Source organism: Mycolicibacterium sp. XJ870 (assembly GCF_053483975.1).
Map to the genome: position 1 here is coordinate 1,148,494 of NZ_JBEFTI010000001.1, position 13,457 is coordinate 1,161,950.

Consider the following 13,457-nt stretch of genomic DNA (forward strand, 5'->3'; position numbering starts at 1 on the left):
ATAAATGAGAGTAGGCTCCCAATATGGGAGTAAGCTATCGTTTGTTGCGAACCCCACCCCCGGCGTACGGGCATGACCTGCGCCACGTGTCCCCGGATTGGATATGCCTGCACCCACTGATCGGCGCCGTTCCGACGCCTATGCCAACGAGAGCCGAATCATCGCTGCGGCCCGCGAGATCTTCGCCACCGAAGGTGCCGCGGCGACGCTTACGCAGGTGGCCAAGCGCGCGGGCGTGGGCAATGCGACGCTGTACCGTCATTTCCCCAATCGGCAAGCGCTGGCGGCCGCGGTGTACGAGGACGTCTTCGCCACCGACATCGAGCCGGTGATCCTGGCTCTCGTCGACAGCGATGCGCCCCGCGAGGCGTTCATCGACGTCATCGAACGGATGGCCGAACTCATGTACGCGCAGCGGCCGCTGCTGCCGTCACTGGATCACCTCACCGCACTGACCTCCCGGCTGTTCGGCCGCAAGCGTGAGTTGCTGGATGCGCTGGTCACCCATGGCCAGGCCGCCGGCGACTTGCGCGCCGACCTGACCGTCGACGACGTGCCCACCTTCGTCGCGATGGTGACGGCTGCGTCGGTGGCGCTCGAACAGCCGCCCGAACTGCGGCGACGCTATCTGAGCCTCATGCTCGACGCGCTCAACCCCGCCGACGCGCAGCCGCTTCCGCCGCTGGCAGCCGAACAGACTCGGCGTTAGAAAGTTGCCAGTGCCGGCGGTTTGACGGCTTCCGGATCCGGGTTGGCGAGCGGCAGGCCCATGAAGCGTCGTGCGTTGTCGCCCATGAAGTCGTAGGTGCGCCGCACATCCATGCCTTCGGCGTATTTCCAGAACCCCTTCGGCTCGGCCAGACCCTCCGGGTGCGGATAGTCCGAACCGAACAGCACCTTGTCCCAGCCGACGGTATCGACGACATCCGAGACGCAGCCCTCCCAGAACGGACTGACCCAGATGTTGCGCCGGAACACGTCGTGCGGGTGCTCCGGGAAGTTCTGCGGCATTTTCTTGTACAGGTCGGCGAAATCGTGGAACAGCGGGAAGATCCAGCTGCTGCCGTTCTCGACGCTGGCGATTCGTAGCTTGGGGAACCGGGTCAGGGTGCCGTGGCAGATCAGGGCGGTGAGCATGTCGGCGATTTCTCGATGCCCGAGCACCATCCAGCGGAAAGCGCTCTGCGCCATGAAGTTCTGGGTGTACGGCGGCTCCCACTTGTTGACGTAATCATCGAGCGGCGGGTAGCTGGCGTGCAACACGATCGGCAGGCCGGCGGCCTCGACGTCGCGCCAGAACGGGTCGAACTCCGGCAGTGCGGGGGAGCGCCAACCGTGCAGGCCGTTGACCGGTCCGGGCTTGATGAGCGCGGCCTTGGCGCCGTGGGCCAGGAGGTACTCCAGTTCGCGCTGCGCGGCATCGACTTCGGAGAGGTTGATGATCGGCGTGGAGAACACCCGGTTGTCGTAGTTGTAGGTCCAGTGTTCGAGGATCCACTCATTGAGGGCGTGGATGATCGCCAGGGTCAGCTGTGGGTCGTCGGCGCTGGAATGTTCGACCAGGCTGCCCAGGGTCGGATAGTTCAGTGCCTCGTGAACTCCTTGGCGGTCAAGCTCTTTGACGCGGTCGTCGGGGTTGCGGGTGGCTGCGGGCGCCGCGATGGCCTTACCCTGCATCTCGCGAAGCGTGAGACCTTCCGTGTTCTCGCCGGCGAAGAACTTCTCGTGCGCGCCGGGGGCGGCGACCCGCTCGAACGTCGGGTTCGGGATGAAGTCGGTGACGCGGTTGTTGATCACGATCCGGGTCTGCTTGCCGAACTGCGCGTACTGCACGGCGCGCTTGTACTGCTCGGGAAGGAACTTCGTCAACGCATCGCCGGTCTCGTACATGTGTTGGTCGGCATCGAAAATCGGTGCGTCCCGGAACTGTTCAGTCATGTTGGTGCGTTCCCTTTCTCCCGCGCGCCATGGAGATCAGCGCGTCAGGACGGTGGCGCCCGCGGTTCCCGGTGCACCGTAGAGCTGAGCGAAGCCGACCTTGGGCTCACCTGGCACCTGCCGGTCGCCGGCTTCGCCACGCAGTTGGCGGACCAGTTCGTGGATCTGCCGCAACCCGGATGCGCCGATCGGTTCGCCGTTGGCGATCAGGCCGCCGTCGGTGTTGACCGGCAGGGATCCGCCGATCTCGGTGGCGCCGTCGGCCAGCAGCTTCTCCTGGTCGCCGTCCGCGCAGAACCCGCACTCGGCCATGTGGATGATCTCCGCACCCGCGTCGGTGTCCTGTAGCTGTACGACGTCGACGTCTTCAGGTGCCACACCGGCCTTCTCGAACGCCGCACGCGCGGCGTACACGGTTGGCGCCACATCCTCTTCGACCGGTGCGCAGGTCGTGTTGACCTCGTAGGCGCCGTACCGCCTGGTCCGCACCTCTACCGCCTTCAGGTACACCGGCTTGTCGGTGTAGCGGTGCGCGATGTCGGCGCGGCACATCACCACCGCGGCCGCGCCTTCGTCCGGTGCACAGAACATGTACTGGGTGAGCGGGTAATTGAGCATCGTGGAGTTGAGGATGTCATCCTCACCGATCGGCTTGCGCCGGAAGGCATTCGGGTTCAGCGCACCGTTGCGGAAGTTCTTGGCGGCCACCTTGGCCAGCGTGCGCTGGGAGATGTTGTGGTCGTGCAGGTAGCGGTTGGCCTTCATGCCGAAGAACTGCGTGGTCAGGTACTGGCCATTCTCGGCGTACCACGCAGGCATTCCGACCAGAGCGGGATCTTCGGTGAATGCACCCCGCGGATGCTTGTCGAGCCCGACGGCGATGCCGATGTCGTAGTCGCCGAGACGGATACCGTCCGCACACACTTTGGTCGCGCTCGCCGCGGTGGCGCAGGCATTGAACACGTTGGTGAACGGGATGCCTGACAATCCGACCATGCCGACGATGGCGTCCGGATTGGCCACCGTCCAGCTGCCGCCGGTCGCGGCGCCGATGTCCTTCCACTCCACACCGGCGTCGGCGACAGCGGCGAAGATCGCGTCGACACCCATCTGCATCGCGGACTTGCCTTCGAATCGGCCGAACGGATGCAGGCCGACGCCGATGATCGCAACCTCGTTGGTCATTTGTCAGAACCTTTCGGCGCGAAGGCGAACGTGACAATTTCGTCGCCGTCGGAATCGGTGGTGAACGGGATCATGGTGAGTTCGAGGTTCATGCCGAATTGCAGTTTGGCCGGGTCGTTCTCGGTGAGCCGGCCTTCCACCCGGATCGCCGGGCCATCTTCGTCGCAAGCTGTACCAGCCCGACGCCGAACGGCACGAAGTCTGTCCCGTGGGGGCCTCTGTAGGGGGCGCCGGGTGGGAAGCCCTGGGTGGTCCAGGCGACGAGGGTGCCGCGGCGGGGGAGTAGAACCTCGGACGTGCTGGCACTACTGCACCGGGGGCATCGGGCCTGCGCGGGGAAGGTGGTGGCCGAGCAGTCGGCACAACGGCTGCCGATCAGCTGCGGATCAGCGTCGGGCCAGGTGGAGATCTCCGGCGCCAGAGCCTTCTGCATACGTTCGAACCTCCGTGTTCAGACCAAAAGGGCATAGCAACTGTAACTCTTACAGTAACCTAGCCCCGGTGATCGAGTACAAGCCGACGTTCTGCCGTATCTGCGAACCGTTGTGCGGCATGATCGCCACGGTCGAGGACGGTCGGCTGACCGCGTTGCGCCCGGACAAGGACCATCCGCTGTCGGCGGGTTTCGCGTGCCAGAAGGGCATTGCTTTTGCCGAGGTGGTCAACGACCCGGACCGCGTCACCACCCCGCTGAAACGCACCCCGGGAACGGATTCTCTTCGCGCAAGCGGCTCATCGCCAGGCTTCGAACCGGTCAGCTGGGACGAAGCGCTCGACGACATCGCCGCCCGGCTCAGCGAGATTCACCGCAGGCACGGATCCGGCGCCGTCGCCTGGTACATGGGCAATCCGGCTGCCTTCAGCTACTCGCACCTGTTCGCGGCGATGGCGTTCACCAAGGGCATCGGGCGCCACAGTCATTTCTTCAGTTCCTCGACCCAGGACACCAGTAGCAGGCTGCTCGCCAACCAGTTCCTCTACGGGGCGCCGTTCCCGGTGCCGATACCCGACTTGCTGCGTACCGACCTGCTGGTCATGCTCGGCGCGAATCCGGTGGTCTCCCACGGCAGCTTCCTGACCGCGCCACGCATCAAGGAGCGGATGCACGACATCGTCAAGCGGGGAGGGCGGGTTGTCGTGGTCGATCCGCGCCGCAGCGAGACGGCCGCGCAGTTCGAATGGCTCGGCATCACCCCTGACACCGACGCGTACCTGCTGATGTCCTTGCTGCAAGTGCTCTTTGATGAGGGGCTCGTTGCCGCGCAGGCCAGATCCCAGGCCGACGGTCTGGACTGGTTGCGGCAACAGTGCGCACCGTTCACCCCCGAAATCACCGAGCAGCACACCGGGATTGCCCCGGATGCGGTTCGCGCGCTCGCCCACGAGCTCGCAGCGACCCCACGCGCGGCCGTCTACGGCCGGCTCGGCACGTGCGTCGGCCGCAACGGCACGTTGACGACGTACCTGATCGACGCGGTCAACCTTGTCGCGGGAAATCTCGACGTTCCTGGCGGCAGTGTGTTCAGCACACTCGGGATCCCCGGCCAGAAGTGGGGGTCGATGGCCATGGGCGCTTCGTTGCGCCGTAGCTACCGCACCAAGCGGACGCGGATCGGCGGGTTCCGGTCGGTGATCGGTGCCGAGCCTGCGGCGTTTATGGCCAAGGAGATCACGACGCACGGGCAGCGCCAGGTCAGAGCGATGTTCATCGGCGCGGGTAATCCGGTGTTGTCGGTTCCGAACGGCAATGAGCTTGCGGAGGCGCTCGACGGAGCCGACCTGTCTGTCGGGCTGGACCTCTACGTCAACGAGACCACCGCCCATTGCGATTACGTGCTGCCCGTCACCACGATGTACGAGCGCGACGATTTCGCGGTCACCTTCCAGATGTTTCAGGCCACTCCGTTCCGGCAGGCCACCGACGCTGTTGTCCCGCCGGTCGGTCAGGTGCGCACCGAGTGGGACATCATGACCGATCTGATCAGCAGGATGTCTGTGCGCACACCGGTTTTCGCCGCACTGCGCCTCGCCAAGAAAGTGGCGGGCCAGAGGGGGCGCGGGTTCAGCCCGCGACCGATCATCGACATGATGATCCGGATGGCCGACGGTGGAGACAGGTTCGGCCTGCGGCGCGGCGGGCTGAACTTCCGCCGACTGGCCGAAGATCATCCGCACGGCGTGGTGGTGGCGCCCGATATCCGTACCGGGGTGCTCCCGGAGGTGGTGGTGTACCCGAAAGGCCGGGTTCGGTTGACGCACGCGGATATCGCCGCTGAGATCACCGCGCTGGCGCAGCGCACCCAGCCCGCCGGTTACCCGCTGCGGATGATCGGCATGCGGGAGCCGCGCTCGGAGAACTCCTGGATGCACAACTCGCCGCTGCTGATGCGAGGCAACCGAATTCACCGCGCGGTCATGCACATCGACGATGCGGCGGCTCGTCGATTGTCTGACGGCGACGCGGTGCGGGTGCGATCGCCGTACGGTCAGATCAACCTCGCGGTCGCGCTGACCGCCGACATCGTGCCGGGTACCGTCGCCATCCCGCACGGCTGGGGTCACAACGGTAGCGGCGGCTGGCGGATCGCCAACCGGGCGGGCGGGGCCAACGTCAACCAACTGATGTCCAGTGACCCCGCTGATATCGAGGCCTTGGCCGGGATGTCTTGGCTGACGGGGGTGCCCGTTCAGGTCGAACGCGCCGGTCTCTAATACTGTAAGTGTTACAGTTGCAGCCGTGAGTGAAGTCGTGGACGTGGCCACCAGTGTGGAAATCGGTGTTCGCGCGGGTTCGCGCGCCGAGAGCAGGATGCTTGTCGACGGCGAACTGATCGCCGCTGCGTCCGGCGCGGAGTTTGAGAATGTCAGTCCCGCAACCGGTCTGGTGCTCGGTACCACAGCGGCTGCCGGCGCTGAGGAGATGGACGCCGCGATCGGCGCAGCCCGCCGGGCGTTCGACGAATCCGACTGGTCCACCAATCACGGGCTGCGACAGCGTTCGTTGCTTGCGCTGCAGGCCGCTTTGGAAGCTGAAAAAGAAGATCTGCGTGAGGAATTGATCGCCGAGGTGGGTTGCCCGGTGATGACGACGCAGAACGCCCAACTGGACTGGCCGCTGGTCGACGCGCTGCGCTACCCGGCCCTGCTCATCGACGAGTTCGAGTGGGAACGCCGCCTCGATGGCGGCGGCTTGTTCGGTGAGCGCAACGCCCGCACGGTCGTCAAGGAACCCGTCGGCGTGGTCGCAGCGATCACACCGTCCAACTTCCCGATCGAGGTCATCCTCAACAAGCTCGGACCCGCACTGGCGGCCGGCAATACCGTCGTCCTCAAGCCGGACCCGAACACGCCGTGGAATGCCACCCGGATCGGCAGGCTGATCGCCGAGCACACCGACATCCCGCCAGGCGTGGTGAACGTGGTGCCGACACCGTCCAACGAGGTGGCCGGTCAACTCGGCACCGATCCGCGCGTGGACATGGTGTCGTTCACCGGTTCGACGTCGGTGGGCAAGCATCTGATGCGGGTGGGTGCGGACACCATGAAGCGCATGTTCCTCGAACTCGGCGGCAAGTCGGCGATGATCGTGCTCGATGACGCCAAACCGGCACACATCATTCCCAGCGCGATCGGGGCGTGCGTGCACGCCGGGCAGGCCTGCGCGGCCAACACCCGGATGCTCGTGCACCGTTCGCTCTTCGACGAGGCTGTCGCCAATGTGACGATGGCGTTCGGCGGGGTGCCGGTCGGCGATCCGGCGCTGCCGACAACCCTCGTCGGCCCCGTGATCAGTGCGGCGCAGAAGCAGCGTGTGCTCGGCGCCATTGACCGTGCCCGTAGCGACGGTGCCGAAATCGTCGTGGGCGGTGAGGCTTCCGCGAAGCTGCCAGCGCACTTGGCGCAGGGCCATTTCGTGGCGCCCACGGTGATCGTGGGTGCGGATCCGCGCTCGGCCATCGCGCAGGACGAGGTGTTCGGCCCGGTGCTGGTGATGATTCCGTTCGACGACGACGACGAGGCAGTGCGGCTGGCCAACGACAGCGCCTTCGGTCTGGCTGGTGCGGTGCTCTCGGCGTCATCGGAGCGGGCGATGGGCATCGCCCGTCGTATCCGCACCGGCGCCATCGGCGTCAACGGCGGTATGTACTACGGAGCCGACGCACCGTTCGGCGGGTACAAGAACAGCGGTGTCGGCCGGCAATGCGGCATCGAAGGTTTTGCGCAGTACACCGAAACCAAGACAATCGGCTGGCGACTGCCCCGGCAGTAGCGCGAGAGGTAACTTTTCAGCAGAGGGTCTCAGCCCGGTCAAGGATGCTGTTGAGGATGTGGTCGAAGTTGCTGTCGTCGGGCATCCCGATCCGGTAACCGTGCCCGGAGATCGAGGCGATCATGGGCATGGACTCGGGGTCGATGACTTGCTCCCAGTATTCCCGCGGCAGTTCGATTTTCGTCGTCCTGGTCGCCAGCCGATGTAGCACCGCCGAACTCCGCACCAGGACGGATATGGCCGTATAGGTCTCGAATGCCTGCTGCGGGCTCAGGCCGGCCTGCACCAGTGCAGCGACGGGTTGTTCGATCTTCTCCAGGGCGTGGCGCGCCGCGGGCGTGCTGCCGCTGCCGCGGATGAGGATCAGATCGCACAGAATGGGATTGTGCTGGAACGTTTCCCGCATCCGATGGGCATGCGCATGCAGCGATTGGCGCCACGAATCGGCATCGATGGACAGGACGCTGAAGTCATACTCGCGCAGGGCCCGTTCGGTCATGGCGTCGAGCAGGTCGTCCTTGCGGCGGAAGTACCAGTAGATGCTGGTGACTCCGACGTCGAGATGCTTGGCGAGCTGCGGCATGCTCAGATTGTCGACCGATACCTCGCGGGCGAGTTCGAAAGCACCGCCGAGGATTTCGTCGACGCTGATCGACCCGCGTTCGCGGCGCGGACGTCCGCCGTTGCTCGCGGGTCTGACCATGGGAACGCCTCTCAGATGATCGGGTCGAACGTGACCGGTATCGCGGTCGGCGACCGGAACGGCTGGCCGAAGATGTGTGGATCTCCGTCGGTGACCAGTCGGAGATCGGTGACCCTGTTGAGCAGGCATTCCATCGCCACCCGGGTCTCCATCCTGGCCAGATGCAGGCCCATACAGGTGTGCTCGCCGGCGGCAAAGGTGATGTGCGGCAGCCGCTTGCGGAAGATGTCGAACTCCTCGGGCCGATCCCAGCGCTTCTCGTCGCGGTTGGCCGATCCGATGCAGACGTCGACGACGGCACCCTCGGGAAGCTGCACCCCCTCGAGTTCGGTGTCCTGGCTCGCCGAGCGCTGCACCGTTGTCAGTGGGGTTTCGTAGCGCAGACCCTCCTCGATCGCCTGGCCGATGAGCTCGTAATCGCTTTGCACCGCGGCGAACTGGTCGGGATGGGTCAGCAACAGGTAGAGCAGGTTGCCCGACGATCGGTAGGTGGTCTCCAGCCCGGCGGGCAGCAACAGCCGCAGGAACGAATAGATGGCCTCGTCGGTGAGTTTCTCGCCGTCGATCTCGGCGGTGACCAAGTCGCCGATGATGTCATCAGTGGGCTTGGACCGGCGCTGTTCGATCTGGGCCAGGAAGTAGTCCTTCAACGCCGCAGACGCCTCGAATGCGCGCTTGAATTTGACGGTGTAACTGATCAGTTCGACCGCACGCTGGCGGAACCAGGGCAAGTCCTCCTCCGGCAGGCCGAGCAGCTTGGAGATCACCCGGGTGGGGAACTCGAAGGTGTAATCACGGACCAGGTCGGCGCTTCCGGCCTCGATGAACTCGTCGACGAGGGCCTCGCAGATCGGCCGGACGATCTCGGGTTCCCAGCGTTGCAGCGACCGCGACTTGAATGCCGCCGACACCAGATTGCGGTGCTCGCGATGGGTCTTGCCTTCCATGGCCAGGATGGTGGGGCCGATGAACAATCCGATGGTGCTGTCGTAGATCTTGGAGTTGAACGCCTTGCTGTCGCGGAACACCGTGTTGACGGCGTCGAACGACACCGCTGCGAACTGATGCTCGGGGAGCATTGACGCGGGCGTCTTCGACCAATCCATCACCGAGCCGCGAAACACCCCTGCCTGTGCACGGTGTCGCGCGAAGATCGGGTACGGGTCGCGCAGCAGGCCGGCCGTGTCATCGGCAGATTCGCCTGCTGCGAAGGCCTGCACCTTGCTCTCCACAATTCACCCCTCGGAACGGACCAACCTCGCTGAGGCATATTACTGTAAATATTACAGTAACGGTAATAGCCGCGTGATGGGATCAGAGTGCGATCGGGGCGCCGCTGGTCATCGCCGAGATGAAACCGGCGTCCACCTGAATGTCCTGGCCGTTGATCCACCGCGACTCCGGCGAGGCCAGGAACGAGATCAACGGCACCACGTCGTCGACGGTGGCGTGCCTGCCCACCGTCGAACGGACCATGTCGAGAACGTCTTTGCCCATGGTCTGTTCGAAGTCGGCCAGGATAGGGGTTTCGACCGGGCCGGGGCTCACCGTGTTGACACGCACGCCGTACTTGCTCCATGCCGGGCCGGCGACTCGCTTGGCGAACAGGATCGCCGCCTGCTTGGACGTCGTGTACACCGGGAAGTCCGGATCCTGGCCGGCCTGCCAGCGTTCCACCGCGTCGCCGTCGGTGAGCTCGAGCAGTCCACTCAGAACCTCCACCCGCTGCTCCCAGCCGAGCGCAGCCGTCGATGCCACCGCGACCACCGACCCACCCCGGCGCAGCAGTGGCAGCACGCCCTCGGTCATGAGCCGCACGCCGAGGTAGTTGACCCGCAACACGTCGCCCGCCGGCGCGGTGCCGGGAACACCCGCCACATGGGCCAGCATGTCCCAGCCGTCGCCGATCTCACCCAGCACGGCGCTGATCGAAGCTGCATCGCGCAGGTCGCAGGTGAGGTGTTGAGAGGCCGGAGTGTCGCCTGCCCGCAGGTCGACTGCCAGCACATGGTCGCCCCGGTCGTGGAAGTGCGCCGCGGTTGCCGCGCCGATTCCGGAGCCGGCTCCGACGACGACGATCCTGCGTGCGTTTTCCGGCATCTGGAGCCTCCCACTGAAGTGACGACAGTAAGCATGACTGTAAACAATTCCGGTGCTGCGGACAATCGGCTTCGCGCCGCGGGGGAGTGCTACCGTGAGCCTTACCGGACGGCTCTACAGAAGACGGTATCCATGAGCGCAGTTGACGAACGTGCGGTGGCGCACCCGCAGCAGGGTCGATCTGCTGCTGTTCTGACGGTCCAGCGCGAAGCATTCATCGCGGACGGGCCGCCTGATATCGCACTGCGGCGCAATCGGATTGACCGATTGCTGGCCATGGTCCTCGACAATGCCGAGGACTTCGTCACCGCCACCGCGTCCGACTACGGTTCGAGGTCGCGGTCGGCGGCATTCTTCGCCGAGATCCTGGGCATGATCTCGGTGATCGAGCACACGAGATCGAATCTCCCGCGCTGGATGCGCGCCACCAAGCTGATGCGCGCAGCCCGGATAGCCGGTTTGCGCGCCGAGGTGGTGCCCTCCCCGCTCGGCGTGGTCGGGATCATCGGGCCGTGGAACTTCCCGATCCAGCTCACCGTGCTGCCCGCTGCCGCGGCCTTCGCCGCAGGCAACCGCGTGATGATCAAGATGTCGGAGGTCACTCCGCGAACGGCCGAACTGATGGCGAGCACCGCGCCGCGCTACTTCGATCCGGCTGAACTGCACGTCGTCACCGGCGGGGCGGACGTGGCAGCCGAGTTCGCCGGGCTGCCATTCGACCATCTGTTCTTCACCGGCTCACCGGCGGTTGGTGCGCTGGTGGCGCGGGCGGCGTCCCACAACCTGGTCCCGGTGACGCTGGAACTCGGTGGCAAGAATCCGGTCGTCGTGGCCCCCGGCGCCGACATCACGCGCGCCGCAAACCGAATTGCGCAGGGCCGCATGGTCAACGGGGGTCAGGTGTGCGTCTGTCCCGACTATGTCTTCGTCCCCGACGCCCAGGTGGACCGATTTGTCGAGGTGGTGCGCCAGACGCTGACGACCATGTTCCCGACCATCGTCGAGAACCCCGACTACTGCTCGTCGGTCAACGAGGCCAATTTCGACCGAGTGGTCGGGCTGATCGCCGATGCTCGCGCGCACGGCGCCCGCGTCGACTGCGTCGTGCCCGATGGGGAGGTGCTCCCCGATCCTGCGTCTCGCAAGGTTGCCCCGACGATCATCCGCGATGTCGATGACCGCATGCGCATCGCCAAGGAGGAGGTGTTCGGACCCGTACTGGCGGTGCGCGGGTACTCCGCACTCGCCGACGCCATCGACTACATCAACGTGAACCCGTCGCCGTTGGTGGCGTACTGGTTCGGCCCGGACGACGACGCCTTCCGCTACTTCGTCGATAACACCCGCAGTGGCGGCGTAGCCCGCAATGACTTTGCCGCACACATGATTCCGTCGTCGGCACCATTCGGGGGAGTGGGACGCAGCGGAATGGGTGCCTATCACGGCAAGGCCGGGTTCGACGCCTTCAGTCATCACCGCACCGTGGTGGGCAGCGACTTGCCGTTCAGCATCACCGGACGGGCCGCGCAGCCGTTCACCGGTTCGATGCGGGTCAGCGCGGACCTCGCGCTGCGGCGGGCCCGCAGCCGAACCAGCGGACGGCTCAAGAGGTTTCGCTGACCGCCTGCTCACGGGCCCACCGGTAGTCGGCCTTGCCGGCCGGGCTGCGCTCGATCACCGGACGGAACACCACCGCCTTGGGCAACTTGTAGCGGGCGATCGAGGTCTCGGCGTGCCGGATGAGGTCGGCGGCGTCGACCGTGCCGCCGGTCAATGCGTCCTCGCTCAATGCGACAATGGCGACCACCTCCTGTCCCCACCGCTCACTCGGCCGACCGGCCACCACCACGTCGCGCACCGCAGGGTGTGAGGCGATGGCCGCTTCGACCTCTTCGGCGAAGATCTTCTCCCCACCCGAGTTGATGGTGACCGAATCCCGACCCAGCAGTTCGATGACGCCGCCGTCGAGATGGCGCGCCCGGTCACCGGGCACCGCGTAGCGCACCCCGTCGATGACCGGGAATGTCGCCGTGGTTTTGGCGGCGTCCCCCTTGTAGCCCAGCGGCACGAATCCGCGCTGCGCCAACCAGCCCAGCCCGTCGTGGGCGGGGGCCAGCACAGCGGTGAAATCCTCGGCGACGACACAGGTGTCGGGGCCGGCGTTGAACGTGCCGGTCGAGACGGCGCCGGGAGCTGACATATGGCTCATCTGGGCACCGGTTTCCGACGAGCCGACACCGTCCACGACGATCAGGTTGGGCTTGGAATCGATCAGTTGCTGCTTGACGTAGGGGGTCAACTGCGCGCCGCCGTTGGCGACGACGGAAAGAGATGACACGTCGGCGATACCACTTTGGATGGCTTCCACAAGCGGACGAGCCATGGCGTCGCCCACCACCGTCGCCACCAGGACCTGCTCGCGCTCGATGGTGCGCACGATGTCTTCGGCGTCGAAATGGTCGACCACGCTGGGGAATACGAGTGACTGCCCGGTAGCCACCGCGGTCATCGCTGCCCACTGCGCGGCGCCGTGGATCAGCGGGGGCAGGATCATCAGCTTGGTGCCCGGATTCTCGGTGGCTCTTCCGACGATCTCCTCGACAGAGGCGGCCTTCTCGCCGGTCATCATGTTGCGTCCGCCGAATGCTGTCATGAAGATGTCGTGCTGGCGCCACAGCACACCCTTGGGCATCCCGGTGGTGCCGCCGGTATAGAGCACATAGAGATCGTCGGGGGACGGTTCGACGGGAGGAGTCGGGCGGTCTTTTCCGACGATGGTCTCGTAGTCGACGGCCCCGTAGAGCAGTTCGTTGCCGGAGTCGTCTGCGATCTGGATCAGCACACGAAGCGCCGGCAACTCCGGGAGGATCTCGGCGACCCGGGGTGCGAACACCGCGTGGTAGACCAGCGCCGTCGCCCCGGAATCGGCGAGGAGATACTGCAATTCGTTCTTGACGTAGCGGTAGTTGACATTGAACGGCGCCACCCGGGCCCGGAACGAGCCGAGCATGGATTCGACGTATTCGGGTCCGTTGCAGGCGTAGATGCCGAGCAGGTCCTGGCCGACTTCGTGCCCGGCCAGCGCGTCACGCTCCGTGTGGGCACCGAGCCCGCGGGAATGCAGGTAGGCGGCCAGCCGGTTCGACCGGTCGACGATCTGGCGGTACGTGAGGCGACGGTCGCCCTGGGTGACCAACGGGCGATCGGGCAACGCGGCCGCGACGGCCTCGGCTACGGCGGGGACAGTGAACAGCACGTGGT

The 13,457-nt window shown here is 65.6% G+C and carries 10 protein-coding genes and 1 pseudogene; 4 read left to right on the top strand and 7 right to left on the bottom strand.

Translation table 11 applies throughout. From position 1 onward, the window contains the following. The first annotated feature begins 103 nt into the window (after nucleotides 1-103). Complete coding sequence (locus tag ABQF30_RS05775) at nucleotides 104-709, top strand: TetR/AcrR family transcriptional regulator (protein WP_448461831.1); 606 nt, start codon at nucleotides 104-106, stop codon at nucleotides 707-709. Here the strand turns inward: ABQF30_RS05775 and ABQF30_RS05780 are convergent. The 3 genes and pseudogenes from ABQF30_RS05780 to ABQF30_RS05790 form a co-directional block, all read right to left on the bottom strand. Beyond that, nucleotides 706-1,938: an amidohydrolase family protein gene (locus tag ABQF30_RS05780; protein WP_448461832.1), complete on the bottom strand. Its 1,233-nt coding sequence runs from the start codon at nucleotides 1,936-1,938 to the stop codon at nucleotides 706-708. The two genes, ABQF30_RS05775 and ABQF30_RS05780, sit on opposite strands and share 4 nt — an antisense overlap. A 36-nt stretch (nucleotides 1,939-1,974) precedes the next feature. Continuing rightward, nucleotides 1,975-3,123 carry a thiolase family protein gene (locus ABQF30_RS05785; protein WP_448461833.1) on the bottom strand — a complete coding sequence of 383 codons (1,149 nt, stop codon included), beginning with the start codon at nucleotides 3,121-3,123 and terminating at the stop codon, nucleotides 1,975-1,977. Next, nucleotides 3,120-3,556, bottom strand: a pseudogene (locus tag ABQF30_RS05790) (Zn-ribbon domain-containing OB-fold protein). Before ABQF30_RS05790 ends, ABQF30_RS05785 begins: the two are co-directional and overlap by 4 nt. Before the next feature lie 68 nt (nucleotides 3,557-3,624). Between ABQF30_RS05790 and ABQF30_RS05795 the strand changes: the two are divergent. Continuing rightward, nucleotides 3,625-5,835 carry a molybdopterin-containing oxidoreductase family protein gene (locus ABQF30_RS05795; RefSeq protein WP_448461834.1) on the top strand — a complete coding sequence of 737 codons (2,211 nt, stop codon included), beginning with the start codon at nucleotides 3,625-3,627 and terminating at the stop codon, nucleotides 5,833-5,835. 25 nt (nucleotides 5,836-5,860) lie between these two features. After that, on the top strand, nucleotides 5,861-7,393 hold the full coding sequence (locus ABQF30_RS05800) for an aldehyde dehydrogenase family protein (protein WP_448461835.1): 1,533 nt from the start codon (nucleotides 5,861-5,863) through the stop codon (nucleotides 7,391-7,393). Between the two features lie 16 nt (nucleotides 7,394-7,409). Here the strand turns inward: ABQF30_RS05800 and ABQF30_RS05805 are convergent, their stop codons facing one another. The 3 genes from ABQF30_RS05805 to ABQF30_RS05815 form a co-directional block, all read right to left on the bottom strand. Then, nucleotides 7,410-8,096, bottom strand: a complete 687-nt coding sequence (locus ABQF30_RS05805) for a TetR/AcrR family transcriptional regulator (RefSeq protein WP_448461836.1) — start codon at nucleotides 8,094-8,096, stop codon at nucleotides 7,410-7,412. Between the two features lie 11 nt (nucleotides 8,097-8,107). Beyond that, a complete protein-coding gene (locus ABQF30_RS05810) occupies nucleotides 8,108-9,328 on the bottom strand; it encodes a cytochrome P450 (RefSeq protein ID WP_448461837.1) in 1,221 nt (406 codons plus the stop codon). Nucleotides 9,329-9,410: 82 nt separating this feature from the next. Continuing rightward, nucleotides 9,411-10,196: an SDR family oxidoreductase gene (locus ABQF30_RS05815; protein WP_448461838.1), complete on the bottom strand. Its 786-nt coding sequence runs from the start codon at nucleotides 10,194-10,196 to the stop codon at nucleotides 9,411-9,413. A gap of 132 nt (nucleotides 10,197-10,328) precedes the next feature. On the opposite strand from ABQF30_RS05815, the gene ABQF30_RS05820 reads away from it, so the two are divergent. Further along, entirely contained in the window at nucleotides 10,329-11,816 is a 1,488-nt protein-coding gene (locus ABQF30_RS05820) for an aldehyde dehydrogenase family protein (RefSeq protein ID WP_448461839.1), read from the top strand. Here ABQF30_RS05820 and ABQF30_RS05825 read toward each other — a convergent pair. Then, entirely contained in the window at nucleotides 11,800-13,452 is a 1,653-nt protein-coding gene (locus tag ABQF30_RS05825) for a medium-chain acyl-CoA ligase Mig (RefSeq protein ID WP_448461840.1), read from the bottom strand. The genes ABQF30_RS05820 and ABQF30_RS05825 overlap by 17 nt on opposite strands. Nucleotides 13,453-13,457: the final 5 nt, after the last annotated feature.